Raw genomic sequence first — 26254 nt, forward strand, 5'->3', positions numbered from 1 at the left:
ACAAATTTTAATAATTAAGGCTTGTTCCCCAGCTTTGATCGCTGGGCCGAGCAGCCTTAGTAATATTTTTTAATGTCTTTTAATGTTCAGCATACCGAAGTTTTTTGGCCTGTAGGTGAACTGGACAGATTCTTCTGGAGATTGTCTGAGATTGTCTTGGCACTTGTGGCTGATTAAGCAGCGTTTCTCAGGCATTCAATGAAAAAATTAGAGTCCTGTAAGCCTGGAAGATTCAGCGTGGAACGGATGCCGGGAAAGGGTGTAATCTATGGGGTCAGTAGTTTTCACCACAGTAGTCTCACCGCAAACCCATGATTGCTTTCTTTCTCGATTCGCTGAATTTAAGCGGTTCCCTAACTCGGTTTTGCAGCCGTGCGTTTTGGCGGCGGCTTCTGAAGCAACGGCTGTGGCTTGGCCTGTTGGTAGCCGGTTTAGTCATCGGGTTGGCTCCATCCGCTCAGGCGATGCAGGTGCAGGTACGGCCCACCAATCCCCAGCTTGGCGACACAATTGTAGTGGTGGCTCAGGCCGGGGCAAGCGACCAACCGCCGACCATCATCCTGCGGCAGAACACCTATCCGATGTTTGCAATTGGCAATAATCGCTATCGGGGCTTTGTGCCGACTACCCCACTTGATGCCCCTGGCAACTTGACCCTCCAGGTAAACGGGGCTGGGCAAACTCAGAATCTGCCTATCCAGCTCCGCGATCGCGATTTCCCAACTCAGAGTATCTGGATCAGCGGTGGCGGTCCCGAAGGCACAGACTACGAATTTAACAAGGTGGATGCCTTCAAAGCCCTGGTGACGTCGGAAAAATTCTGGAATGGTCCGTTTGTCCGTCCTAGCGATGGCGAAGTCTCTACCGTCTATGGAGTGCAGCGCTACTACAATGGCGAATTTGCCCAGGATTATTACCATCGCGGCGTAGACTATGCAGCGCCAACGGGTGCTCCAGTGGTGGCTCCGGCAGCGGGTCGAATTGCCCTGGTTGGGCGCGAAGCCGAAGGATTTGAATTACATGGCAACACGATCGGCATCGATCATGGTCAGGGGGTGCTTAGTATTTTGATCCACCTCAGCCGGATTGATGTCAAGGAAGGAGATTTTGTGCAGGCTGGTCAACGGATTGGCGCGGTTGGTTCAACTGGAATTTCTACGGGACCGCATCTGCACTGGGGGCTGTACGTCAACGGTCAGTCTGTGGACCCGGTGCCTTGGCGCAATGCTGGATTTGAATGAGTTGGGTTCAAACTGGAGAGTTGGATCTTGAGTCGGCAGCCGGGTTGCAGAACTTCCGCAAGAGGGCCAATGCTTTTTGCGATTTCTGGGCACACTAAAACAGAAAGTGCGTAGGTTCCTCTACGTCCTGGCGGTTCGAGAAGGTACAGCACATTTGAGTGAAGCTAATTTTGTGAAGCCCTAATCAGTGAAGCCCTATGAGTATTGAAAAAATCGTCGAACAAGCCCTGCAAGATGGCTACCTCACCCCGGCAATGGAAGCAGAAGTAGGCCGCATTTGTGATACGGCTTCTGAGCTGTCGATTGAAGAATACATGGCGCTCGATCGGCTGATGGGAGCGTTGCTGACCGGTGAAGTGGTAGCGGTGCCCCGCAAGCAGTTTATTAACGTCATGGAAGAACTGGTGCTGACCGAGGCGATTGCCCGCGTTGCCGAAATCGAAGCCACCAGCGACTGCACCCTCGATTTAGGAGACATTGCTGCCTATGCTCTCAACCGTTTGCCGCCCCTCTATGCCACCACCGAAGAAGGGGCAGAATATCAGCGTGGAAGAGCGAAGGATGAACTGCAAGCGTTGATTGCTCAGCAGGTTAGTGAGGCCATTGCCCGCAACCTCGATCAGCCAGAGTTTTTCCCAGAACGGCAGGCGTTGGGTAAGAGTACAGGCGATGAGATGCTTTCTCAGGTGAGTGTTTTGCTCAAAACCTACGCCCATAAGTACGAGGTGCGGTCCTAGTACGAGTTTGTGTCTGGCAACGGGTTGTTGCACATTGTGTGTTTGGCATCAGGAATGAACAAGAGCATGGCAAACTAGCTTAAGCAGTTGGCTCTTTTTAACTTGTTGTGGATACAACCATTAACTCTGTCGATTCTTCAACCGATTTTTCTGGTGATTCTCTCTCGAGTGCTGCACCCAGTGTGGCCAGCGATTTGATCTCTCAAGCGGCTCCAGAGCAAGCGGCTGCTACTCAAAACCGCAAAGCCGATCACTTGCGTGTTTGCCTCGAAGAAGATGTCCAGTTTCACCAAACAACAACGGGCTTAGAACGATATCGCTTTACTCACTGCTGTCTACCCGAACTCGACCGGGCGGAAATTGATCTGTCTACCTCATTTCTAGGCAAGTCGCTGGCGGCTCCGCTGTTGATTTCCTCCATGACAGGCGGCACCGAGTTAGCGCGGTTGATTAACTATCGGCTGGCAGCAGTGGCCCAGCAGTATGGGATCGCAATGGGAGTTGGGTCCCAACGGGTGGCAATTGAGAATCCCCAGGTGGCGGCGACCTTTGCTGTGCGCTCGGTAGCGCCAGATATTCTGCTGTTTGCCAATCTAGGAGCTGTGCAGCTTAACTACAGCTACGGCGTCACCGAATGCCAGCGGGTCATTGATCTATTAGAAGCGGATGCGTTGGTGCTTCACCTCAATCCTCTGCAAGAGTGCGTCCAAACTCGTGGCGATACCAATTTTCGCGGTCTGCTAAGAAAAATTGAGCAGCTATGCCAACAGCTTCCGGTGCCCGTGATTGCCAAGGAGGTGGGCAATGGTATTTCTGGCTCGATGGCACAAAAGCTGATAGAGGCGGGCGTCAGTGCCATCGATGTAGCAGGGGCGGGCGGTACCTCCTGGGCTAGGGTTGAAAGCGAGCGAGCGGCGGATCTGCGCCAGCGCCGTCTGGGGCAGACCTTCGCCAATTGGGGAATTCCTACTGCTGATTGCATCACCGCGGTGCGTTCGGTAGCGCCAACTATTGCTTTGATCGCCTCTGGGGGCTTGCGAGACGGGCTGGAAGTGGCTAAAACTATTGCTTTGGGCGCCGACTTAGCCGGATTGGCACTTCCCTTTCTGCAGGCGGCAGCGGAATCAGAAACCGCTCTGCATCAACTGACTGAAACCCTGATTGCCGAAATCACAACGGTGTTATTTTGCACGGGTAGCGTTACTCTGGCTGACTTGAGAACCAATGGAGTTTTGCAGCCCGTCTCCGGCAACCGATAGGGTCTATTCACAATAGGGTCCATTCACAGTAGGCTTTAGATCCTCCTGTAGAGTCTTTGCGTCGTGCGGGCCTAGCACCAATGTCCCGCTGCTGATGGGTTTGGTGACAGATTCTGGTACCGGATTAGGTGCCCGCATGCCCTATCGCCGTTTAATTTGGTTGAATCACTTAGAACACTTCGTGAGTGAAGTTAAATTTTCACCGTTTAAACTGGAGCTAGAGCTGTCTAGGTTGTCTTAATTGCCTCTGGGTCATTTGGTTACCCGATTGATGACGGTATTGATTACCTGCCAGTATTGATTACCTACCAGAGGTACGGCTCCTTCCGGCACTCGTGACGCTGGATCCCTCAGCCCACGCTTCTTCCCTAGCCCTTACTTGCCTCGACCATGCGCGATTTCCTCAAGCAGACCTTCGCTACGCTCACGGGTATCTTTCTGTTTTTGACGCTCAGCGTTACCGGACTGACCGTGCTCCTGATTGCCATTACTGCTGCTTCTCGAGAAGCTAGTTCCCGCGTTGAAAAGGACTCGATTCTCACTATTGACTTGGCTCAGGAAATTACCGACTCTAGTCTGACCAATAGTCCTGGAGAAGTGATTGGGCAGGCGCTTTCGGGTAGCAGCCCCCGCAATACTATTGCGCTTCGCACGGTGCTAGAAACGCTGGAGCGTGCAGCGAAGGATGATCGGATCGCCGGAATCTACCTATCGGGCAGTATTAATCCGGCAGGCTTGGGGTCGGGGTTAGCCACTCTGCAAGAAGTGCGGCAAGCGCTGCAGAAGTTCCGTGAGTCTGGCAAGCCGATTTTGGCCTACGATACCACGGGCTGGACCGAGCGAGAATACTACCTCACCTCAGTGGCCGATCAGGTGCTGCTCAATCCTACTGCTGTTCTGGAATTCAATGGTTTCAGTGTAGAGACTGCCTTCTTCGCAGGAGCACTGCAGAAATATGGTGTGGGAGTGCAGCCGATTCGGGCCGGTAAATATAAGTCTGCTGTTGAACCGTTTGTCCGTACTGCAAATAGCCCCGAAGCTGAAGAAGAAACTCAAAAACTGCTGGGCGATCTGTGGACAGGTTTTCTCTCCACGGTTGCTAAAAGCCGCAACTTAAAGCCAGAGCAGTTACAAACCCTCGCCGATCAGCAAGGGCTACTCATGTCTGATCAAGCCCAAACTGCCAAGCTGATCGATAAAGTGGTTCACGAAGACGAAGTATTAGCGGAGCTGCAGGACCTGACTGGCGAATCGAAGGATAAAGATTCGTTTCGCAACATTAGCATCAGCGACTATGCCAGAGCAGCCGAGTTGACCGCACGCCGCCCCTACAGCCCCAACAAAGTAGCCGTTATCTATGCCGAAGGCGAAATTGTCAGCGGCAAGGGGGCACCGGGCAGCATTGGCGGCGATACGCTAGCGGAACAACTGCGAGAACTGCGGCTCGACGATGACATCAAAGCAATTGTGCTGCGGGTAAACAGTCCGGGAGGCAGCGCCACCGCTTCGGCTCGGATTGCCAGAGAAGTGCTGTTGACCAAGCAGCAAAAGCCGGTGATTGTCTCGATGGGTAGCTATGCTGCGTCTGGAGGCTACCAGATTTCCACCTACGCGAGCAAAATTTTTGCGGCACCCAGCACCATCACGGGTTCGATTGGCGTCTTTGGCCTGTTGCCCAATGTCAAAACGTTGGCTAATAACAACGGCATTACCTGGGATGTGGTCAAAACTGGGCGGTTTGCTGACAGTACGTCGATCACTCGTCCCAAAACGCCGGAAGAGCTAGCCATTGCCCAGCGAGTGGTAGATCGGCTGTATGACCAATTCTTAGCGATTGTGGCCGAGTCTCGTCCGATCCCGACTCAGAAAGTAGCGGCTGTTGCCCAAGGGCGGGTTTGGTCGGGCACATCGGCCAAGAGTTTGGGACTGGTAGACGAACTGGGTGGGTTAGAAGCTGCCGTGCAAGCCGCCGTTGATGCGGCCAAGCTAGGAAACAACTGGCAGTTAGAGGAATATCCTCAGGGCAGTTCGTTTGAAACCCGTCTGTTGAGGAGATTATTGCGTGGTGCTGAGCAAGCAACGGCGCGGGATCCGCTGACAGTTGAGCTACAAAAGCTTCAGGCAGACTTCAGGGTTCTACAGCTAATGAACGATCCGCTGGGAGCTTACAGTCGCTTACCCTTCAACCCCTGGATTAAGTGAGCCGATGGGCTGCTCTCGAATGCGATAGGCGCAACGACGATCACCTTGCAGAATATGCTCAATCCGCTCAACTGTTACCCTGGGGCCAAATACCGCTCTAAAGGTCTCTAGTTCAGCACTACAAAGCTGTTGACAGCTGCGGGCTGCTGTACAGATCGGGCAATGATTTTCGACCAACAGCATGGTCGTTGGCTCGGCTAATTCAATCACTTCGGCCATGTAGCCCTCCTGAGTTCGCAGATAAGCTAGCCGTCGCACCTGCTGTTTCCAGTCTACTGACAGAGAAGCTAATGTGGCCTTGTAGGTTTCCACCTGACGCTGACTACGTTCGGCAATAATGTTGGCCAGCCCCTCAGGACCAAAGCTAGCTGTAATACCTCGCAACAAATCGACCAGCAAATCGGCATGGCTATTTGGAAACTGCTCCATTGATTGTAGGGTCAACTGCCACAGCTTCACTGGACGCCCCAACGGACGCCGCTCTTCAGAATAGGCAACCCAGTTTGCCGTTTTGAGCTGCTGAAGGTGCTGACGAACCGCCATTGGAGTCACGCGCAGTTGTTCCGCTAAGGCCGTTGCGGTTTGTGCCCCCTGGGTCTTCAGCAAATATAAAATTTGGTCTTTGACCTTTTGTTTCTCGTCCTCCATCGCCAGATCAAACTTTTTAAGATTAAGATTGCGTTTTTAACAGATTAGGAATTGAACCAAAATTAAATGGTAGATGGAGTCTGGACCCCTGGCCCGCTGCCAACCGGATTAGCCGGGATAGCCCTGCGAATCATCTGGTTGCTTCACTAAATCCAATCAATCAAAAATTTTATCAACTGACTCTGGTGGTGTACAAAACGAGCGGGTATGGCTACAATCAGGCAGCATTTATCCAAGCATTGCTCCAAATTAGCTATGAACTACACCGAACGCCCTCAGCCTTGGTGCATTATTCGCCTGCAGCCCAACCTCCAGCACTCTGTACTCAACCGCTTTCAGCGCCGGACTGACGCCGAGGCCCACCTGAAGATGCTGCAACAAATGACTCCTTCGGCCAGCTACACCGTGATGTTTGACAGCAGATTTGATAATTCGTTTGATGACGCTACCAACTGGATGCTAGGTCGATAGTGGCAGGCCGCCTAAAATTGTTGCGCCAGCCCCTTATTTGTCAAGTTTTACCTCAATCTGTAAAGGATTTTGTAACTCTTGTGTCTTCTTGTGTGGAGAAAGACTGGTATCCAGTATAGTCAGATAGGCTAAAAAATAAAGAAATTCTTAAGTCGAGGTTGCCATGAGTCCTACAATGATGCGGCAATTCTGGTCTCTAGTTGAAGGAATTCGAGCCAACATTCCTGTAGCGCTAGACGACAATAGCTTAGAACAGTGGCTCTTACGGCAATTGCGCTCTGAGCAAGCCTTAAATTATCGTGAGACGGCTATCTTCAGTAACTATATCCACAGCCGTCTTCCTCTAATCCGAGAGTTGGTGCAGGAGTGCTAGTCGGTTAGCCAACATGTAAGGGTTTAGTCAGGTTAAATCTGCTGCATACAAACCAAGCTGATTGTTTGTAGCAAACAGGATGTTTGCACGCACCACAGAATCACTCAATTCATTTCTAACTCCATAAAGCCAGTTAGATCACAGTCAGGCAAATTATCAAAATTTCAGAATTTGGCTCTTGATGCTGATGGATGCAAATCCTACTGCTCAGGAGTCATTTTTTGTGGAAATGCCTGTGGCAATGGCTTTATGCATCTCGTGCGCTTGCCTAGATGGCTCTCAGATCACTTTAATCAGCCGTTCCGCCGCATTGGGATTACTTTCCTTTCTGCGCGCCTGCCCATAACAATCTGCTCATGACAATCTGCTCATAACAAATAGTTAAGTTCTGGTTCTATGCTATAGCCTGATCCTACTAATCTGGCTTTTCCTGATAAAAACTGTGAAGTCCGATACACACAAAATTTTCAAACCAGTAGACTGTTGAAAAAGCTGGTAAATAGTTTCAATTAAGGCATAGGGCAGATGCAATACATTCTGGATGGGTAAGCTGGCTCTCATTGGGTGGCTGAATTTACGTTCAGGCCGTTGTGTTAGATGTTGACCAGCTTCTCCATGCAGAGAAGTGCATTAGCTTCTCTGTCTAAAATAAAATTTTTGTTCATTAATGTTCGGTGAGTGAAATAGGGTTTATGCGTAAATGGATTTCCCTGCTGCTGGCCACCATCCTCACAGCAGCGGTTGCAGTAGCCTGCGCCTCAACGGGTGACTCAACAGCCCAGGGTGGAGACAACAATGCCAATAGCACACTCAATACAGTAACTAGTCGAGGTTCGCTGATCTGTGGTGTGAATGGGCAACTGCCGGGCTTCAGTTTTGTAGACAACACAGGTGAATACTCAGGGATGGATGTGGATTTTTGTCGAGCAATTGCGGCGGCATTGTTCGACGATCCCACTAAAGTTGAATTTCGTAATTTGAGCGCTCAAGAACGGTTTACGGCGTTAGCAGCAGGAGAGATTGATGTCCTGGTTCGCAACACGACCTGGACCATCAACCGCGACACTGCCCTAGGGTTAGAGTTCGCGCCGACCACCTTCTTTGATGGTCAAGGCATGTTGGTGACAACGGCTTCAGGCATCAGAGACGTTAAGGGGCTGAGCGGTAAATCAATCTGCGTCCAGTCTGGCACCACAACCGAGCAGAACCTGACTGACCGCTTCCGCAAATTGAATATTCCATTCACGCCGGTTGTATTTGACGATGAAGATGCTCTCTATTCTGCTTTCGCCCAAGGGCGGTGCCAAGCAGCGACTTCTGACCGGTCTCAGCTCACAGCCCGCCGCAAAACCTTGCCTAATCCCGACAACTATGTTGTCCTAGACGAGGTGATTTCTAAAGAACCACTCGGCCCAGCAACTCGCAACAACGATTCAAGATGGGCAGACGCCGTGAAGTGGATTGTTTTTGGCACCTTCCAAGCAGAAGAGCTGGGCATCACCAAAGATAACTTGGCTCAGTTTGAAAATAGCAATGATCCGGAAGTCAAACGCCTCTTAGGTAAAGAAGGCACCCTGGGTAGCGATATGGGATTGCCCAATGATTTCATGGCGCGAGTGATCAAGCATGTAGGAAACTACGGCGAAATCTATGAGCGCAACATTGGCGGTCCATTCCAGCTAGAGCGGGGTCCCAACGAACTCTGGACGAATGGAGGGTTAATCTACGCACCCCCATTCCGCTAACGTCAACAGGTTTGAGTTTTTGTGGCGTAGCCTGTGCGCGTTCGGCGACCTCAGCGGAACCGGAGCACGTAGTTCTTAGTTTTGAGTTGTAAGGTCCGGACACTTTAGAAGCTTAAGACTCGCCACTATTTCTTCAGGCTTGCAGTTTTGGGTTTTGGGTTGGGCATCAATTTTGCAAACTCAAAACTACACGCTCCGCATAGGCTCCGCCAACAAAACTTAAAACTCCGAATTTATTAGATCATGGACGAACATAAAGTTCCACTTTGGCGCGATGATCGCTTCCTCAAGATTGCTCTTCAGGTAATTGTGCTAGCCATCGTTGTGGCGCTTCTGGCTCTGCTGGGAGGCAATGCTTTAATCAACCTGCGTCGGCTCGGCATTCCTCCTGGCTACGATTTTTTGAATAACCCCGCTTCTTTCGGCATCGGGGACACGGCTATTCCCTACAGCCCTACCGATTCGTTTGGGCGAGCGCTGCTGGTCGGCTTGGTAAATACCCTGCGGGTCATTGTATTGGGCATCATCCTGGCGACCATTTTGGGAATTGTGGTTGGAATTGCTCGCCTCTCCGAAAACTGGCTAGTACGGCAGATTGCTACGATTTATGTCGAAATTTTTCGCAATACCCCGCTGCTACTCCAACTGTTCTTCCTCTACACAGCGGTGTTTCTCCGTTTTCCTGCCGTTGAAAACTCGATTCGCCTACCTGGGCCAACCTTCTTGTCCAATCAAGGGATTTTTCTGCTGTGGCCAGCTGGCACGGCTCGAACCTGGATTGCTCTAGCAGTGATCATTGGCAGTCTAATTTTAGGGATTTTGTTCTGGCGGCAGCGGGTGAAAGTCATTGTGCTGCAAGGCGCGTCTGGTCAGAATTATTTCTTTGCAATGATTGCCCTAGCGGTGATTGCTGTCTTGGCGCTCCTATTTGGGTTGGACTGGCAAGCTCCAGTTTTACAGGGCGATGTAGTAACGGGCGGATTGAATCTGTCTGGAGAATTTGGTGCCTTGCTGGCTGGCCTGGTGCTCTACACGGCAGCGTTTATTGCTGAAGTGGTGCGGGCTGGGATTCAGTCGGTCTCGAAAGGGCAATGGGAAGCCTCGCGGGCGCTGGGACTGCAACCTGGACTGGCGATGCGGCTAGTGATCTTTCCACAGGCGCTGCGGGTGATGATTCCGCCACTGACCAGTGAATACCTCAACCTCGCCAAAAACTCTAGTTTGGCTGCCGGTATTGCCTATGCTGACTTCTTCCAGGTGGCCAATACGATTAACAACCAAACCGGGCGGGTGTTGCAGGTTGTATCCCTGATCATGATTACCTACCTGACCCTTAACTTAATTATTTCCCTAGCGATGAACTGGTTTAATCAACAGGTTCAGATCAAGGAACGCTAGGGCAAGCAGACTCACTCTGAATTAACTCTCTCCCCTCAACCGCCTTCTTTCTTGTGCTTTAGCTATGACCACTATTCTGCCTCAATCATCAGCTCCACCGGTCACCGCAGTTGGCCCCTGGGCTTGGGCTAAGAAGAACCTGTTTAGCAGTTGGCTGAACACGCTGCTGACCATCATCAGTGCGGCATTTCTGGCCTGGGTGCTGATTACCCTTTTGTCCTGGGCCTTTACCGAGGCGCAATGGAATGCCGTGCGAGATAACTTCCGCCTGTTTCTGGTCGGGCGCTATCCGGTGCAATTGCTGTGGCGGATCTGGGCCAGCCTGGGTTTGATTGTGGCGGTGGGTGGTTTATCCTGGGGCGTTTTGGCCCGCACTAGCCGCCTGTTCGACCGGCGTGGCTTAGTGATGCTAGGAATCCTGGCCGCCTCGATTCTGATTGTGTTAGGGCTGTTAGCCGATCCAACCTCAATTGCGATTTCCTTAGGGCTGCTGGTGCTGCTGGTGGGAACTGCCTTCCTGGGTCAACAGATTGGACAGGTGAAGCCGCAGTTAGGAAGCTGGTTGCCTCTATTCTGGCTATTAACGTTTCTGCTGGCCTATGCCCTGGTGCGTGGTTTGATTATTGGTCCTCAAGTCAAGCTAGATGACCTGACGGGCTTGCTGTTGACGCTACTGACGGCAATTGTCAGTATTGTGCTGTCCTTTCCGATTGGGGTGCTGCTGGCTCTGGGACGACGCAGTGAGCTGCCTGTGATTCGCTGGCTGTCAATTGTTTACATTGAAGTAATTCGCGGGTTGCCGCTGGTAACAATTTTGTTTGCGGCTTCGCTGCTGGTGCCGCTAGTGCTACCTTCAGGAATGCGGCCCGATCGGGTATTACGTGCCATTGTCGGTTTGACCATGTTCAGTGCTGCCTATCTGGCCGAAAATGTCCGGGGTGGATTGCAGTCGGTGCCCCGTGGCCAAGCTGAAGCCGCCAAAGCGCTAGGTATGAATCCTTTGCTGACGACGACCTTGATTGTGTTACCCCAGGCACTCAAAGCTGTAATTCCTACAATCGTGGGTCAATTCATTAGCTTGTTCAAAGATACATCTCTGTTGGCAATTATTGGTTTAGCAGAACTGTTGGGAATGGGGCAATCGGTGCTGGCAAATCCTCAATACAACGGGCGCAGCAGTGAGGTATTTCTGTTCATCGGCCTAATCTATTTCCTTTGCTGTTCGATCATGTCCTGGGCTAGCCGCAGGTTGGAACGACAGCTTAATGCACCCAAACGGGCGGTTGATCCTGCATTGACCACAAATCGACCGGATGGTGGCGGGGGCGGTTAGCAGCCGGAGTGTTTAAGTTGACGGTTTACCTTCTGCAACTTGACGTAAGGTGAAGGCAACGCATGAAGCAAATTCAGGGCTTAGCAGCTATCGCTAGTTTGTCAGCTTAGAATTGAATTCAAAGTCATCCATATTTCTGCATTAGATTTCATCTCAACGCGCTCACTCAACCTCAAATCAACCTCAAATCAACCTCGAATTGATGAAACTCTCAATCGCTTCAGATTAAAGCTTCTTTGGTTTTTAGGACCTACAGACAAGTAACTTCAAATATTGATGAATATTGAGCGATTTAACCCATAGGACAAACCGCCATGACCCAACCCCAGATTGAAACAACCGCAGATAAAACCGCAGCCGAGCCGATCATCATCGCTAAAGACGTAGAGAAGTGGTATGACAACAACTTCCATGTGCTGAAAGGCGTCAGCTTAACTGTCAAAAAGGGTGAAGTGGTGGTAGTCATGGGGCCATCCGGCTCTGGTAAATCGACCTTTATCCGCACTTTCAATGCGCTGGAACCCTATCAGAAAGGCTCGATTGAAATCGATGGGATTCAACTTAGCCACGACCTGAAAAACATTGACACAATCCGGCGGGAAGTCGGCATGGTGTTCCAGCAGTTCAATCTGTTTCCCCACCTGACGGTGCTGCAAAATGTCACCTTGGCCCCGATCTGGGTGCGGCGCTGGTCCAAAGCTAAGGCAGAAGAAGTGGCAATGCAGCTTTTGGAACGGGTCGGAATTCTAAATCAGGCCAACAAGTTTCCGGGACAGCTCTCTGGCGGTCAGCAGCAGCGAGTGGCAATTGCCCGTGCCCTAGCAATGCAGCCCAAAATCATGCTGTTTGATGAACCCACCTCGGCCCTGGACCCGGAAATGGTGCGGGAGGTGCTGGATGTCATGCGAACGCTGGCCGGTACTGGGATGACGATGGTGTGTGTTACCCATGAGGTGGGATTTGCCCGCGAAGTAGCCGACCGGGTAGTGCTGATGGCCGATGGCCTGCTTGTGGAAGAAGCCACCCCAGCCGAGTTCTTCAACAATCCTAAAGAGGAACGCACCAAGAAATTCCTGTCGCAAATCCTGCATTGATGCCTGCTTGGATTCCACAACCCACCGACGATAGCTCATTCACATTCTTTTCTGCTGAATTTGGCGAAGCGTTTCATTCGCAGCAGGGAGCGAAGCAAGAGGCATTTCTCAAGTTTGCCCAAGCAACTGATTTGGTAGAAAAGGCCAAACAGCCCCAGCTTTGCCTTTTAGATGTTTGCTATGGGCTGGGCTACAACACGGCAGCAGCGCTAGAAACAATCTGGTCGGTCAATCCAGACTGCTTTGTCACTGCCTATGGCCTAGAGCTAGATGCATCGGTTCCCAAGGCTGCCGTTGTGCCTCCGGTCATCGATGGCTGGTCAGAGTCCGTGCAGGCAATTTTGCGAGCCTTGGCTACTGATCATCAATGCCGCACGCCCCACCTCCAGGCCAAATTGCTAATTGGTGATGCCCGACAAATGATTCAGTCACTCCAGCAGGCAAGTGTGCAGGCCGACGCAATTTTTTTCGATCCCTTTTCGCCACGCCGTTGTCCCCAGCTTTGGACGGTGGAGTTTTTTCAGCAGGTGGCCCGTTGTTTGGCTCCGACCGGAAAACTGGCGACCTATTCGCGTTCGGCGTCGGTGCGGGCTGCGATGCAAGCGGTTGGATTACAGATCGGCACGATTCCCCTGAGTCAGACCCATTTGCCCCACGAATGGTCTCAGGGCACCGTTGCTAGTTTTACGGCAGAAACGCTGATACCGCTTTCCCCAATGGAGCAAGAACATCTCCAGACCAGAGCCGCCATTCCCTATCGCGATCCGCTGCTGAGTGACCCAGCCGAAACCATCTTGCAGCGTCATCACCAAGAGCAACAGCAGTCTCACCGTGAATCAACATCAAGCTGGCGTCGTCGCTGGGGGATTCGGTAGGAAAACGACAGACATGAAACAGCATGCATAAAATGTGCATTATTGTCGTTTTAAAAACAAATTTTTATATTTTCCTGAATTAGACTAATAGAGAAGAGCACATCAAGGAGGTGTGGCATGGGCCTGATCAACCAAATCGAGGTGCGGCTACTAGATTCGATCAAGAGCGGCATGGTTGAGTTCTATACGCCTCAGTCCAGCCACGAAACGATGTTAGCGCAGATTCCAGCTAGACTAATCGACAACTTGTTTGTGCATCATTTCCAGACCGATCAGCTACTCGTAGTCCGGGGATGCTTCGTGCTAGTCGTGTTGCAAAACAAACAATACGAATATATTCCCTTAAGCGAGCGCCAGCCCAAAGTTGTCAAAATTCCTCCTGGTATTCCCCACGGTGCTATCAACTTCAGCGATGAACCCTGCTTGCTTGTCAACGCTGTTTTACGGCATGGTCCAGCGCACGATCGCGATTATCGCCCGATGCCCCTACCCTTTCCCTACGATTTGGCCAAAGCAAGGGCCGTACTGACAGACATTGAACTTCCCGTTGGTGCTTAGCAAATTGCTTAGAAGACATGAGCAAGCTGCATCAACGCGCTAGAAAAGAAAAAAGCAGGCTGCCCACCTGCTCTAGCACTTGATTTTTTGTTCTCTAAGATTAAAGGTGATTAAAGTGCAGGTATCCTGCCTACAATCTGCAAGGCTGATTTAGGGCTGGTTCTTAAATTTAGCTCTAAACAGGTCGTCTATTTTTGCGGCGGACAAAATCAGCAATCACTTGCTTAGAATTTCTGGGTCTAGCAGGCTGCGATTCTGAAGACATAGATGCAGTAACCCAATTTGGTTGGGATGCTTCTGGCTGGAATTCTGGCTGGGGGGAGGCCACCTTTGCTGCCTGATGTAAAGACAGCCACCGATCGCGAATCAACTGGCGAATCAAGGCATCGCTTGTCGTATTTTCCTTGGCAAGGATCTCAGCAAGGTAAAACTCTGTTTCTCGATCTAGTTCCTGGGTTAACATAGCTCATCTCAGTGCGGGTTATCTGGGCTTCAAATGATGATCCTAGCGATAATCAACGATCCAGCGCTCATGGATTCTGATTTTCTTCCAGTTTTTGTTATATATATTAAAAATCGTTTAATGTTGAGACTGGACGCTGGTTTGATTCGCGGCTGACCAACGCTGTTTGGCAGTTGCCAACGCTTTTTGGACCTGCTCAAACCCGGTACCACCGAAACTATTGCGGGCCGCTACTACCTGACGCGGAGTAATGGCTTCATAGATATCAGCTTCAAAGGCGGGATGGAGCGTTTGCCATTCGTCTAACGTTAAGTCTTTGAGTAGTTTACCCGCTGCTAACGAGGTTTTTACTACCTTTCCAACTAAGTTATAGGCTTCACGGAACGGTACTCCCTTAGCGGCCAGATAGTCTGCTACATCGGTAGCGTTGGAAAAATCCTCAGTCACGGCTTGGTTGAGGCGCTGAGTACGGAATTCCAAGCCTTCATTCAGCAGAATCGTCATCGCTTCTAAACAACCCTGCACGGTTTTAACACTGTCGAATAGGGCTTCTTTGTCTTCCTGGAGGTCTTTGTTGTAGGCCAAGGGCAGACCTTTCATCAGTACCAATAGCGCCTGCAAATGACCGAACACCCGTCCTGTTTTGCCACGCACCAGTTCGGGGACATCGGGATTCTTTTTCTGCGGCATGATGCTGGAGCCAGTCGAGCAGCTATCCTTCAGCGTCACAAAGCCAAACTCTTCCGAGGCCCACAGAATCACTTCTTCGGACAGGCGCGACAAATGCACCATGATTAAACTAGCGGCGCAGAGGAACTCAATGGCAAAATCCCGATCGCTGACGCCATCTAAACTATTGGCATACACCGACTCGAACTGAAGCAACTGGGCCGAGTAATGGCGGTCGATGGGGAAGGTAGTGCCCGCTAATGCCCCACAGCCAAGCGGTGAAGTGTTAACGCGCTGATAGATTTCGCCTAACCGCTGCCAGTCTCGCTGCGTCATTTCCACATAGGCCAGCAGGTGATGGGCCAAACTGAGGGGCTGGGCACGCTGGAGATGGGTGTAGCCAGGGATCAGTGTTTCAATGTGCTGTTCGGCTAACCGTAGCAACACTGCCTGAAAATCGAGGAGTTGTCGCCGGATCTGGCTAATTTGCGCTCGCAGATACAGCCTAGTGTCAGTACCAACCTGATCATTGCGGGAACGAGCCGTGTGCAGTTTTTTGCCCACATCGCCTACCAGTTCGGTTAAGCGCCGCTCAACGGCAAAGTGGACATCTTCAGCTTCAATACCGGGCTGAAATTTGCCTTCTCGATATTCCTGCCGGATTTGCTCCAAACCGGCAACAAGCTGCTCTCCTTCTGCTGCCGAGATAATTCCGGTATGGGCCAGCATCATGGCGTGAGCTTGCGACCCGGTCAGGTCAAACTCGATCAGCTCAATGTCGAACCCAATGCTGGCATTAAAGGCTGCAATAGCTGGATGCAGAGCCGATTCAAAGCGTTGGCTCCAGGTTTGAGAGGATGCAGATGAATTCACCAAGGCTCGGATTCCTGATAAACGAACGGCAACAAAAAACTTGAAGGGTTGCTGACGATGCTCCAGACAAATTCAAGTTCTGAGTAATTCTGAGTATTGTAACCAGTTCCTGAAAACAAAACTGTTCCAGATTCATCAGACAAATCACGCCTATCTGACCCCCTCTAATGTTCCCTTGGCAGGGAGAAGGAGCCGTAATTTAAGCAAAGAATCTCAACCTCAGCCCAGCTGAGCATTGCTTCAGGTCAACCGTAGGAGGTCAAAGCTCGCAACATATATCCAATCCCAATCCCGATCAGTAAGGTCCAGAGTTTGCCGGATTGAATGAAATCGCCAATGATGGCGCGAGTGCCTCTAAACACATCTGTATCAAATTGTTGCGCTAGTACCGCCCAATCGAGCGATGAATGACTTAGCCAAACCCGACTAACCTCACTCCAAGACCCTAGATCGACTAAACCGGGAGTCAGATCCTGCACCAACTGAACAAGCAGCATGCTAGTTAAACCTCACCCAGAGCTAATTAAAGAATCGAACCTAGTTTGCCACAGTTCAGCCAATTTTTATCTCTGGTTCTTTTGTTTTATTTTTATCTTTTTTACCCTTTTACAGCCTTTTACAGGCTAGTGAAGTCCGAAAAACGGGGTGCCAGCGCCCCGGCGTGGGGGCGAAGTCCCCACATCCCCTATACCTCGTTTATCCTCGATTCTGATCGGCGTCTGGCCTCACCTGCATCACGATCAAGGTCATGTCGTCTTCGTTGTGGCGGTCCGCTCCAATAAACTGCTGCACTTGGTTAAACAGATAGTCCAGAATTATCTGGGGACTGTTGCAGTGCCGACAGGCCCACTGGAAATGGCGCGCTAAATTCTCTTCGTCAAACCGCTCTCCGTTCTGGTTGGCCGCATCTGTAAACCCATCGGTGTAGTACATAATCGTATCGCCTGGGTTTAGCTGCACCTGTGCCTCATGGTATTTGCTGTCCATATCCAGACCGATTAGCATTCCCAGCGTATCGAGGCGCTTGAGGGTACCTGTGGCCGCCTGCCAGAGAAGGGGCGGGTTATGGGCAGCGTTGCTGTAGGAGAGGGTGCGCGTTTTAGCGTCGTATTCAGAATAGAACAGCGTCACAAACCGATTCGAGTTTTCCAAATCGGCATACATGACGTGATTCAAATGCTGCAAAATTCGTGAGGGTGAATGGGCGTTTAATACTTCAGCCCGCAGCATGCCCCGCAGCATCGTCATGATCAGACCAGCAGGTACACCTTTGCCCATCACATCGCCGATTGCCAAACTCCATTTATCCGATTCTGTCCGGGCATGCTTCTTGCGGAACTGATCGTAGTTAGCAGGGATGAAGTCGTAATAGTCACCGCCCACCCGATTTGCTGTTTTACAAAGCGCCGCAATCTCGATACCTTCAATTTTGGGGCATTGCCGCGGTAAAAGCTGAAGCTGAATTTCGGCTCCGATCTCCAACTCACGGTCTAACCGTTCCTTTTTGCGTAGCTCAACAGTTAACTCATCGTTCTCGATCGCCACGGCTGTTTGGTCAGCTACGAGCCGCACCAGTTTTTGGCGGGTTTCGGTCCAGGTATATTCCGGATCGCGGCTAAACACGTAGAGGCGGCCTCGCTCCACATTCTTGGTCAAAATAGCTGTCCCAAACAGATGCACAGCCGGTCCCAGGGTGGCATTGACGTGATAATCCAGCGCAGCGGTGCGATTGCTGAATTGGGGCATGATTTTGCCGTAGGTGCCCGTTTGAGAGTTAACCGTAGGGGAATTGGCCGCAAGCTGACGAGTTGCCGTCTCAATTGCCACGCGAATGTCTTGGCAGCTATTGTCCTGACAGTGCAACCGTTCTAACCGCATCTGGCCGTTGGGCTTAAACAGCACCAGCGCTCCTCCATCGGCATCGGTCACCCGGCTAGCAATCAACGGTGTTAATTCTAGAAACTGGTTAAGATTTTTAAAGCTTCGCAGTGCAAACCCCAGCGAGCTGAGCAGGTCTTGAATTTTGTTTTGCTCCCGATGCAGCCGAGACACCAACTCCTTAAGCGCAAACACAGGTGTGATGTCTGGCGGATTCTGGGGTCCACCAGTGAAGTCAGGAGGTTGTGGCTGTCGAGGGGCGGGCACAGCAGTCATTCGATAAGCCTTACGTCAAACACAAGTCGAAACGAGACAAATAGGGCAAAAACCTGACCAGATTCTAAGCTAACCGGACAAATAGATTTGCTAAATGGCACTACACCCGTTTATGGGTCGATTACAAACGAACTAGCGTTTCTAGAGCAATGGGTCATAACCTTCGGACGGACCTTGGGGTTGACTGCATTGGGATAAATTCTAACGAATGCTTGGATACTTGCCATATCAATTTCTAATCGATTTTCTGAATCTGCGTAACCGAGCGATCGGTGGATATTGGAGCATCAAAGGCTCACTTCTGAGCACACAGCCCACTCCCTGGTTTATATCTTCTAGTCCTAAAGTTTGGACTTACATATTTATAAGCACAGAATTAGGATAAGCACAGAATAGGCATAGATCTACGAGCACATACTCCTTAGGCACAATTCTCAGGCACCATTGACCTCAGCCAGTTTCTTCACAGTATGTGACTGCTATTGATAGCGTGAATTGGCCTTTCTGCCAAGGGGGACTAGTCAAAAGTTGACGAATTTCCGATTTCAGTACTATCGAACAAAGATTTGAAAAAAAGCGTAAACGGTTGCTGAGAAGATTGTGAAGTTCTGCCATGATGCCATCTGCTTCTGATTTTGAGCCTTTTTCAGCGGCTTCCTCCAGCACGGAGGATAGCCACACGACGGATAGTCAGATGATGCGGCGCTGCTTAGAGCTAGCCCAACAGGCCAGTGGCCAAACGGCCCCCAATCCTCTGGTGGGAGCAGTGATTGTAAAAAACGGCCAGATCGTTGGAGAGGGATTTCACCCCAAGGCGGGTCAGCCCCATGCGGAAGTATTTGCGTTGAGAGCCGCCGGTGAGCAGGCTCAAGGGGCAACCGTTTATGTCAATCTAGAGCCTTGCAGCCACTATGGCCGGACACCTCCCTGTGCTGATGCGCTGATTGCTGCTGGCGTCGCTAGAGTGGTCGTGGGCATAGTGGACCCTAATCCCAAGGTGGCCGGAACTGGAATTCAGCGCTTGCGGGAAGCTGGCATCGAAGTGCTTGTGGGTGTCGAAGCGGCGGCTTGCCACGAACTCAACGAAGGCTTTATTCACCGCATGCTATACCATCGTCCGTTTGGAATTCTGAAATATGCCATGACGCTGGATGGCAAAATTGCTGCCAGTAGTGGGCACAGTGCTTGGGTAACGGCTCCAGAATCGCGAGCGTTGGTGCATCGACTGCGGGCTAGTTGCGATGCAGTGATTGTGGGCGGCAATACGGTGCGGCGAGACAACCCACTATTAACGAGTCACGGCCAAGGAAACCACGATCCGATGCGGGTAGTAATGAGCCGTTCGCTCGATTTGCCGGATCAGGCTCAACTCTGGCAAACTGCCAAAGTGCCGACACTAGTAGTGACTAGTACTACGGCCTCTCCTACCAAACGACAAGGGCTGGAGCAGCAGGGGGTTGAAGTTATCGCCCTCCCTGAGTTGACTCCAGCAACGGTGATGCACCTGCTTTATGAACGAGGATTTCTATCAGTTCTGTGGGAATGTGGGGGTACATTAGCCGCCAAAGCAATTAGCGATGGAGCAGTGCAAAAGATCTTGGCCTTTATTGCACCAAAAATTATTGGTGGGACGGATGCACCCTCTCCGGTGAACGATTTAGGCTTTAACCGCATGACTCAAGCGCTGCAGCTGAAAAATGTGCGCTGGCGATCGATCGGTCCAGACCTTTTGATAGAAGGCTATCTGCCTACTGCTACGGAGCTGTTGGAGTAGCGGGCGATGGAGAAACGGCAGGTGAATCAACCGGCGTATCGGCAGGCTGCTGAATTTCGGTTTCGCCACTAGGAGTCTCAACTTCGGTTTCCGGCGTTTCACAACCACTAACGATCAGAGTCAATCCAGCGAACAATGGCAATCCGAACACTAAAGGCTTGAATTTCATCGCCTTTCTCCTTACTCACTAAACGATTCTCCTAATTTGACAAACCGTGAGTGAGTCACCATCCGCTGGACGGCAGAGATTCAAGCCGCCAAAATTCTGCCTACAGCAGCAATGTAATTCTACTGCTATCGGTTGGTTGCCTTAGTTCTTGGTAGATGTGAGGTAGACGTTCAAGCCGCAGGTCTAGGAAGAGGCTTGAGATAAATCCGGTCACAGCGGGCCGTTTCTACACCAGTGCTGGGTTGGTAACCGCTGCTTTCATAAAGCTGGATTGCTTCTTTTAAAACGCTGGCAGTCTCAATCCAAATTTGACTGAAGCCTTTAGCTAAAATGGCTTGCTCTAGCGCCTGCAACAGATGCCGTCCTAGCCCCTGTCCCCGAACAGCTGGCTGCAAATACATTTTGCGAATTTCCACGGCCTGTTCTCCGCGAGAGACCGGGTAATAGCCTGCCGTTCCCACCAACTGCCCCTGCCGCTCTACCACCCAAAACTCACCTCCCTTAGCCCAGTAGGATTCCTCGACCGTGAGCACATCCTGATCGGCTCCGTTCGGCTCACAGCCCAAACCATATTCCTGCAGCACGGTATAGATTAACTCAGCCGCCACCTGCCGGTCGCTTGGCTGCCAGTCTCGAATCAAGAAATCACGGTAAGAGGCGTACATAGAATCAGACTAAGTAGAACAACATAACTAAACATGAAACCCAAAGGAGGTGTTGTCGCCGCCCGAAGGGCGGCGACAACACCCTGATCTTGGTTTTAATTCAGTTGAATTACTTAGCTATGAATTCTGGGTTGCGGATACAGGGTCGCGAGTAAATTGCTTTCAATGGTTGCTAGTTGCTCCAGTCGCTGAGCCACCTCTTCCCGCTCAAAGTAGGTGGTAGCTAAGGTCCAGTAAATGCCATAGTGGCGAGCTTCAGACGCCATCAAGCCGCGATAGAACTGGGCTAGCTCCGGTTCCGGACAATATTGTGCCAACAGTCCCAGACGTTCGTGGCTACGGGCTTCGATCAACCCTGAAACCAGCAGCGAATCCAGCATTCGGTGAGGCTCCTGCGGGCGAATTTCGGCTTTGAGGCCAGCAGCATAGGGTGGCGCAGACAGGGGAGCTAGGGCAATTCCGCGGCGTTCTAGCCACTGATTCACCTGCTCAAAATGTTCCAACTCTTCTTGGGCAATGGCAGTGAGGGTACGGACTAGTTTGGTACTGGAAGGATAGCGAAACATTAAATTCATGGCAACGCCTGCTGCTTTGCGTTCGCAGTGGGAATGATCCAGCAGGATGGTATCCAAATCAGCCAGGGCTTGCTCTACCCAAGCGTCGGAGGTGGGCCGCTGCAAAAATTTAATCGTAGGCAAAGGAGTGGCAGTCACAGGCAAGCAAAAATTGGCAACAATCTATTCCGACACAATCACAAACCTAAGATACCAAACCGAGAGCAACTATTTGGCGTGAATCGCCTCTACAAGCAACCAATGGCCAGCTCGATTCAAGCGTCCTGCTATCTGTAACTCGGTACCACTAGGGTAATGCTGGAGCTGCTGATCAATTGCGGCATCGAGTGTCACCAGGCTGACGATTTGACTAGCTAAAGCTGGCGATGCAGTCAGGGTGAGGCTATAGGTCTGCTCGCCTTGCCGCTCAAAAACACCGGTGAAGTTTGGTGCAACTGTTTTAGGGATAAAGGGTTGCTTTAGAGGAGCATTGCCGTCAGCAGGATAGTCTTCTGGTCGGTCAAGGTAATAGTTCTGCCAGTGTCGCCATTCCGGATGCTGGGGCGGCAGATTAAACAGAGGTACCACGGCCAGCGGGGCGGTTGGATCTTGCAGTAGTGCTTCTTGCAGTATCCGAGTTGGCAACTCTCGTGGCTGACAGGCTCGCTCCACACAGAGGGCTGCCGCCATTCCTGCCGCTTGACCAATTCCTAAAACCGTAGGCTGCAACCGGGTTGCGCCATTGGCAATATGGGAAACCGAACTATTCTTCTCGCATACCAGCAGGCTGTCGGTGGTGGCTGGAATCAAGCATTCGTAGGGGAGGGCAAAGGGCGTGCCCGTCCAACGTCCACCCCAGCGAATCGATTTGGGGTGCAGCGAGAAGCGAAAGCCAGGATAGTGATGATCGTTAGCGTAATTGCCAATAGCGACAGCGCTTACCTGTCCCAAGCAGTTAATCGGCAAGGCAGCCACCCGTCCACCTGGAATCGGCAGAATGTCTTGTTCCCGTACAGTTGTGAGTCCCTGCAATCGCCGACTCTCGCGGTAATACGGCTGAAGCGCATAGGCACCGCCGCCCAATTTGTTAGATGAGTGCGGAAACACATCGGTGGCTAAACCGTAGCGTCTGCCCAGCTGCTGCTGCAAGAAGTAGGCATAGTGCTGAGTATGGGCATAGGCTTCTTGTAAAAACTCTTGCCGTGCAGTCTCAGAAGCAATTAAGCGCTCGGCTCTCAGGCCATAGTCGTTACCCTGCTGCGGCCAGTTGATCATAAAGCGATTACCCGGCAAACGGCCATAATTCAAGAACGACTCAGGCCCATAGCCGTCCCAGGTGCCTGCAAACATCTGATTCATCTCATGATTCATCTCAGCCGAATTCACCTCAGCCGAATTCACCTCAGCCGGAGCAACAAGGGCAGGAGCTGATTCGCTCGCAAAATCTTGCATCACAAACACCCAGGTAGGAGCCTGCACCGCGTAGGTTTGGGTCAGAGTACTGGGATGAATCGGGGCACTCGGTTCTTGCCACTGCGATTGCCACTCCCAACCCCAGCGGTAAGGAATTTCGGCCAAGGCTAAGACATCCCCTAACTCGGTCGCATCAAGCGTGACCTTAGCTTGCACAAGGCAGTCTGCGAATCGCACTGCTGTAATGCCGTTGCCCTGCTTTTTAACTTCTAGAGGGTAACGTTCTGGCAGCCACAGCAGATTGGATAAGGCTTGTACCCAGTCAGCAAAAATGGCGGCCCCAATCTGTGGTTCGTAGGTGAAAAAGCTGACCCAAGCATGATCTAGCCCTTGAGGCTGACGCTGCTGTAGAGAACGGAGAAATGCACCCCAGATGCCAGTTTGCCATGCGAGTAGCTCATTGCCATCGGGAGCCGCTACGCCAGCAGCAGTGAGCATTCCACCCAGCCAGGAGAATTCACTCGCCAGTACTGTTTTTGCGCCCCGACGAGCCGCCTGGAGTGCAGCCGCCACACCTCCAGTTCCGCCTCCCACCACCAGCACATCGGTTGTAATCACCTCGATTGTCACGGACCAAAACTCATCCTGATAGAAAGGCTATAAAGGCAAAACGCCAGAACCCTTGGTTGGATACCGGCGCTTCACCTTAGTATGCATTGTGATTTATCGTTAGGGTCTTTATATCAGCTGACCCCATTTCAACTTTATTCAGTCTGGCAAATTATTCGGACAATCCTGATTTTTTAAAGGTTTGTTTAACAAATGATGGTTTGATCACAGTCTGATTCAGGATTTTCTGCTAGCCCGTTGTTCGAGCCGGAACAGCCACACCATCAGTGCCACCACACCAAGTTGGAGAGCAAAGTTGGGTAGGGCGGCATCAACGTCGCGTCCGGCTAACAACTGCATCAGAAAAATAAACGCTCCGATCAGCCCTGAAGCCCCAAATCCTAGGTAAATAAACTGGCGTAGACCACGATAGGGCGCTTTGGCCTCAGCCCGCAGTTGGGCGTAGAGTTCTGGATCAAGCTTAGGATCAAGCCGTCGGTTTTTGGCGCGAGATGGCGAAGGGGCAGAGTTGGAAGCTGGCTCAGTCATAGCTTAGAAAAAAGAGGCCATCTACCAGCTTACTACCAGAGGCCGCGCTTGCCGCTGGGATGAATTGTAGCCCAGTTGGTACGAGCCGTTGCCAATTGCTCATCTGAGATTTTGGCCCCTGTGAGATCAGCGCCACAGAGATTAGCGCCCCGGAGGTTGGCGTTACTTAGGTAGGCATAGCTCAGGTCTGCACCTCGTAAATCGGCACCGGCAAGATCGGCATGGCTGAGATAAGCTCTGGCGAGTTTGGCATTTCTTAAACTGGCATGGCTGAGGCTGGCCCGGCCAAAGTCTGAATTGAGCAAATTTGCTCCTTGAAGATTGATTTTTTGCAGCTTGGCCTGATGAAAGTTAGCTCCCGATAGGTTAGCCTTTGCCAGATTCAACAGGCTCAAGTCGTGATTGGTAAAATCGCGTTTACCCTTGCTGTAGGAAGCTAATAAATCTTCTGCGCTCGGTTTGGGAGCTGTGGTAGCCGAATTGCCGCTAGAGCTACGGGTATTGATTGTGGTCAAGGACGCTGCCTGTTGCAGCATTGTGCGACGACGAGGTGAGCCAGGTTGGATCGTAGTAGCCTCAGAGCGTAGAGGGCCAGAGATGGATTTAGCAGCTTGTCTCGCCCGAATTGCGGCTGCCATCCGCGCTGTAGGAGAGGAGGGAGACGAAGGGCTGCTTAACTCGCTCAGATCTCCCGAATTCAGCAACATGGGCCGCGAGGACCGAGTAGGTTGATTGACCATGCCTTTGGCCAAGCTATCGAGATATGGCTCTAAATCCAGCGCTCGCAGCACTTCAGTTGCATTTTGGTAGCGATGCCGGACTGAAACTTCCAGCATTTTTTTCAGGACATCTGTGAAGTGATCGCTGATGTGTACCTGATCGCGCCAGAGGATTTCTCCGGTGGCTGGATCGTAGTCCATGTCCTTGGGAGAGTTACCGGTCAGAAGATAGAGGCAGGTGACACCCAAGGCGTAAATATCGCTGGCATAGACCGGGCGCATTGCCATTTGTTCCGGTGGGGCATAGCCAGGTGTGCCGATGGCATACTGGGTCAGCGCGGTTTGTTCTGAGGCTCCCAGACGGACCGGATTGACCTGATCTTTAACAGCTCCAAAATCGATTAAAACAAGTTTGCGGTCTTGAGAGCGGCGGATCAGATTGGCAGGTTTGATATCTCGATGAATGACTTGCTGGCCGTGGATGTATTGCAGCATCGGCAGCACTTCACTGAGAAACTGCTTGACCCCAGCCTCACTAAACGGCCCTGACCGCTTGACCTCCTGCTGGAGGGTACAACCACTGATGTACTCCTGCACCAGGTAAAACTCATTGTTGGCCTCAAAGTAATCAAGCAGCCGCGGCACCTGAGGATGATTGCCTACCTTACCCAAGGTATTGGCTTCCCGTTCAAACAGATCCCGCGCCATCTGCATCACGCTCGGTGAAGTAGCCGCCGGACGCAATTGCTTGATCACACAGTAGGGGCTACCTGGCAATGCTTCATCTTTGGCTAGAAACGTCGCCCCAAAGCCGCCCTGCCCAAGAGCTTGAATCACCCGATAGCGGTCCCGCAACAGCAATTTAGAGCCGCAAGACTGGCATCGCTCAGCATGGATCGAATTTTCTGGATTAGAACAGGCTGGATTTAAGCAGTAGCTCATGCCGGATTACTCGCTTCGTCATCGCTAGGTATCGGATTCTCCAGAGGCTGGTAGCAACACCCTAATACCATTATCTTTCCAACAAACCTGGGACAGAACGCCATCCTCCCTAGAATTCTTTTGAAGACTTGCTGAAGTTTGCCTCAGTTTGCTTAAAGCCAAGATAAAACCTCATGAAACATTCACAGTGGGGCCAGCACGGTATGACCAGTACAGTCTAGGTATGACGACAGGATGACTGATTACAGGAGACTGATTAGGGATAGTCGCCCCATCCACAGCAGGAGCTGCCTTGAACCAGAGAGACCTGATTCTAAGTCAACTACAGCCTAGGAGGGCACGGCCCCCTAAAACCAAACGGCTCTAATTCAGGACCTGTTTCGTTTGTACCTCAGTTTCGCACGACTTTCCGTAGGGGTCACTCCCATCAGACGAATCTAAACGCAGATTTGAAATCCACCCAACTGACCCAACCTTCACTCTTATGCTGCTCAATCGCTTCTCTAATTGCTTTTCAGCGGTCTACTGAGTGAATTGCTTGGGGCGTAGTACCTATTTAGGTTCGTCAAAACTTCACTAAGCGCTAGGACGAGGCACTGGGTGGGATCCTGCCGGTCCTGGAACTAGACCGGAGCGTATGAAAAATTAGAGCATTAATTAGAGCATTAAAAATCAAACTATTAAAGATCAAATCATTCAAACAAAATATTGATTAAATCAATCTCAGGAACAGACGGTGGGATGAGGTGACAACAAACGGCATGGCT

Annotated in this window: 24 protein-coding genes; 13 read left to right on the forward strand and 11 right to left on the reverse strand. The window is 51.3% G+C overall.

What is annotated here, in order from left to right; translation table 11 throughout:
• The first annotated feature begins 311 nt into the window (after positions 1–311).
• From HJG54_RS14875 to sppA, 4 genes are all read left to right on the forward strand, one after another.
• Positions 312–1241, forward strand: a complete 930-nt coding sequence (locus HJG54_RS14875) for a M23 family metallopeptidase (protein WP_316429576.1) — start codon at positions 312–314, stop codon at positions 1239–1241.
• A 197-nt stretch (positions 1242–1438) separates the two neighbouring features.
• Positions 1439–1978: a late competence development ComFB family protein gene (locus HJG54_RS14880; protein WP_036006136.1), complete on the forward strand. Its 540-nt coding sequence runs from the start codon at positions 1439–1441 to the stop codon at positions 1976–1978.
• Between the two features lie 197 nt (positions 1979–2175).
• The gene (fni, locus tag HJG54_RS14885; RefSeq protein ID WP_420717392.1) at positions 2176–3237 is read left to right on the forward strand and encodes a type 2 isopentenyl-diphosphate Delta-isomerase; all 1062 of its coding nucleotides are present in this window, start codon (positions 2176–2178) and stop codon (positions 3235–3237) included.
• A 390-nt stretch (positions 3238–3627) separates the two neighbouring features.
• Entirely contained in the window at positions 3628–5439 is a 1812-nt protein-coding gene (gene sppA, locus HJG54_RS14890; RefSeq protein ID WP_316429580.1) for a signal peptide peptidase SppA, read from the forward strand.
• Here sppA and HJG54_RS14895 read toward each other — a convergent pair.
• Positions 5413–6087 carry a helix-turn-helix transcriptional regulator gene (locus HJG54_RS14895; RefSeq protein WP_316429583.1) on the reverse strand — a complete coding sequence of 225 codons (675 nt, stop codon included), beginning with the start codon at positions 6085–6087 and terminating at the stop codon, positions 5413–5415. The genes sppA and HJG54_RS14895 overlap by 27 nt on opposite strands.
• Positions 6088–6342: 255 nt before the next feature.
• Here HJG54_RS14895 and HJG54_RS14900 point away from each other — a divergent pair, with 255 nt between their 5' ends.
• From HJG54_RS14900 to HJG54_RS14935, 8 genes are all read left to right on the forward strand, one after another.
• Positions 6343–6558 carry a hypothetical protein gene (locus HJG54_RS14900; protein WP_211620515.1) on the forward strand — a complete coding sequence of 72 codons (216 nt, stop codon included), beginning with the start codon at positions 6343–6345 and terminating at the stop codon, positions 6556–6558.
• Between the two features lie 163 nt (positions 6559–6721).
• The gene (locus HJG54_RS14905; protein ID WP_316429585.1) at positions 6722–6931 is read left to right on the forward strand and encodes a hypothetical protein; all 210 of its coding nucleotides are present in this window, start codon (positions 6722–6724) and stop codon (positions 6929–6931) included.
• Positions 6932–7623: 692 nt separating this feature from the next.
• Positions 7624–8676 (forward strand): amino acid ABC transporter substrate-binding protein, encoded by a 1053-nt coding sequence (locus tag HJG54_RS14910; RefSeq protein ID WP_316429587.1) that lies wholly within the window; start codon positions 7624–7626, stop codon positions 8674–8676.
• A 243-nt stretch (positions 8677–8919) separates the two neighbouring features.
• On the forward strand, positions 8920–10074 hold the full coding sequence (locus tag HJG54_RS14915; RefSeq protein ID WP_316429589.1) for an amino acid ABC transporter permease: 1155 nt from the start codon (positions 8920–8922) through the stop codon (positions 10072–10074).
• 64 nt (positions 10075–10138) lie between these two features.
• A complete protein-coding gene (locus HJG54_RS14920) occupies positions 10139–11407 on the forward strand; it encodes an amino acid ABC transporter permease (protein ID WP_316429591.1) in 1269 nt (422 codons plus the stop codon).
• Positions 11408–11772: 365 nt separating this feature from the next.
• Positions 11773–12501, forward strand: a complete 729-nt coding sequence (locus HJG54_RS14925) for an amino acid ABC transporter ATP-binding protein (RefSeq protein WP_420717393.1) — start codon at positions 11773–11775, stop codon at positions 12499–12501.
• Positions 12501–13376, forward strand: a complete 876-nt coding sequence (locus HJG54_RS14930) for a tRNA (5-methylaminomethyl-2-thiouridine)(34)-methyltransferase MnmD (RefSeq protein ID WP_316429595.1) — start codon at positions 12501–12503, stop codon at positions 13374–13376. The genes HJG54_RS14925 and HJG54_RS14930 overlap by 1 nt, the downstream gene beginning before the upstream one ends.
• A 117-nt stretch (positions 13377–13493) precedes the next feature.
• Positions 13494–13934 carry a dTDP-4-dehydrorhamnose 3,5-epimerase gene (locus tag HJG54_RS14935; RefSeq protein ID WP_316429597.1) on the forward strand — a complete coding sequence of 147 codons (441 nt, stop codon included), beginning with the start codon at positions 13494–13496 and terminating at the stop codon, positions 13932–13934.
• 175 nt (positions 13935–14109) lie between these two features.
• Here the strand turns inward: HJG54_RS14935 and HJG54_RS14940 are convergent, their stop codons facing one another.
• The 4 genes from HJG54_RS14940 to HJG54_RS14955 form a co-directional block, all read right to left on the reverse strand.
• Positions 14110–14397, reverse strand: coding sequence for a hypothetical protein (locus HJG54_RS14940; protein ID WP_316429599.1), 288 nt, complete (start codon positions 14395–14397; stop codon positions 14110–14112).
• Positions 14398–14514: 117 nt separating this feature from the next.
• Complete coding sequence (gene argH, locus HJG54_RS14945) at positions 14515–15939, reverse strand: argininosuccinate lyase (RefSeq protein ID WP_316429600.1); 1425 nt, start codon at positions 15937–15939, stop codon at positions 14515–14517.
• A 245-nt stretch (positions 15940–16184) separates the two neighbouring features.
• A complete protein-coding gene (locus HJG54_RS14950; RefSeq protein ID WP_316429602.1) occupies positions 16185–16436 on the reverse strand; it encodes a hypothetical protein in 252 nt (83 codons plus the stop codon).
• A gap of 199 nt (positions 16437–16635) precedes the next feature.
• Positions 16636–18093, reverse strand: a complete 1458-nt coding sequence (locus tag HJG54_RS14955; RefSeq protein WP_316429603.1) for a GAF domain-containing SpoIIE family protein phosphatase — start codon at positions 18091–18093, stop codon at positions 16636–16638.
• Positions 18094–18706: 613 nt separating this feature from the next.
• On the opposite strand from HJG54_RS14955, the gene ribD reads away from it, so the two are divergent.
• Positions 18707–19867, forward strand: a complete 1161-nt coding sequence (gene ribD / locus HJG54_RS14960; protein WP_316429605.1) for a bifunctional diaminohydroxyphosphoribosylaminopyrimidine deaminase/5-amino-6-(5-phosphoribosylamino)uracil reductase RibD — start codon at positions 18707–18709, stop codon at positions 19865–19867.
• Here the strand turns inward: ribD and HJG54_RS14965 are convergent.
• The 6 genes from HJG54_RS14965 to HJG54_RS14990 form a co-directional block, all read right to left on the reverse strand.
• On the reverse strand, positions 19848–20036 hold the full coding sequence (locus HJG54_RS14965) for a hypothetical protein (RefSeq protein WP_316429606.1): 189 nt from the start codon (positions 20034–20036) through the stop codon (positions 19848–19850). The genes ribD and HJG54_RS14965 overlap by 20 nt on opposite strands.
• A gap of 170 nt (positions 20037–20206) precedes the next feature.
• Positions 20207–20701 (reverse strand): GNAT family N-acetyltransferase, encoded by a 495-nt coding sequence (locus tag HJG54_RS14970; protein ID WP_036006161.1) that lies wholly within the window; start codon positions 20699–20701, stop codon positions 20207–20209.
• A 113-nt stretch (positions 20702–20814) separates the two neighbouring features.
• On the reverse strand, positions 20815–21414 hold the full coding sequence (locus tag HJG54_RS14975) for a tRNA-(ms[2]io[6]A)-hydroxylase (RefSeq protein ID WP_316429608.1): 600 nt from the start codon (positions 21412–21414) through the stop codon (positions 20815–20817).
• 69 nt (positions 21415–21483) lie between these two features.
• On the reverse strand, positions 21484–23298 hold the full coding sequence (locus HJG54_RS14980) for an FAD-dependent oxidoreductase (protein ID WP_316429610.1): 1815 nt from the start codon (positions 23296–23298) through the stop codon (positions 21484–21486).
• Positions 23299–23514: 216 nt separating this feature from the next.
• The gene (locus HJG54_RS14985; RefSeq protein ID WP_211622228.1) at positions 23515–23826 is read right to left on the reverse strand and encodes a DUF3493 domain-containing protein; all 312 of its coding nucleotides are present in this window, start codon (positions 23824–23826) and stop codon (positions 23515–23517) included.
• 32 nt (positions 23827–23858) lie between these two features.
• Positions 23859–25487, reverse strand: coding sequence for a serine/threonine-protein kinase (locus tag HJG54_RS14990; protein WP_316429612.1), 1629 nt, complete (start codon positions 25485–25487; stop codon positions 23859–23861).
• Between the last annotated feature and the right edge of the window lie 767 nt (positions 25488–26254).

This window comes from Leptolyngbya sp. NK1-12 (assembly GCF_032598965.1).
Classification (GTDB): Bacteria; Cyanobacteriota; Cyanobacteriia; order Elainellales; family Elainellaceae; genus Elainella.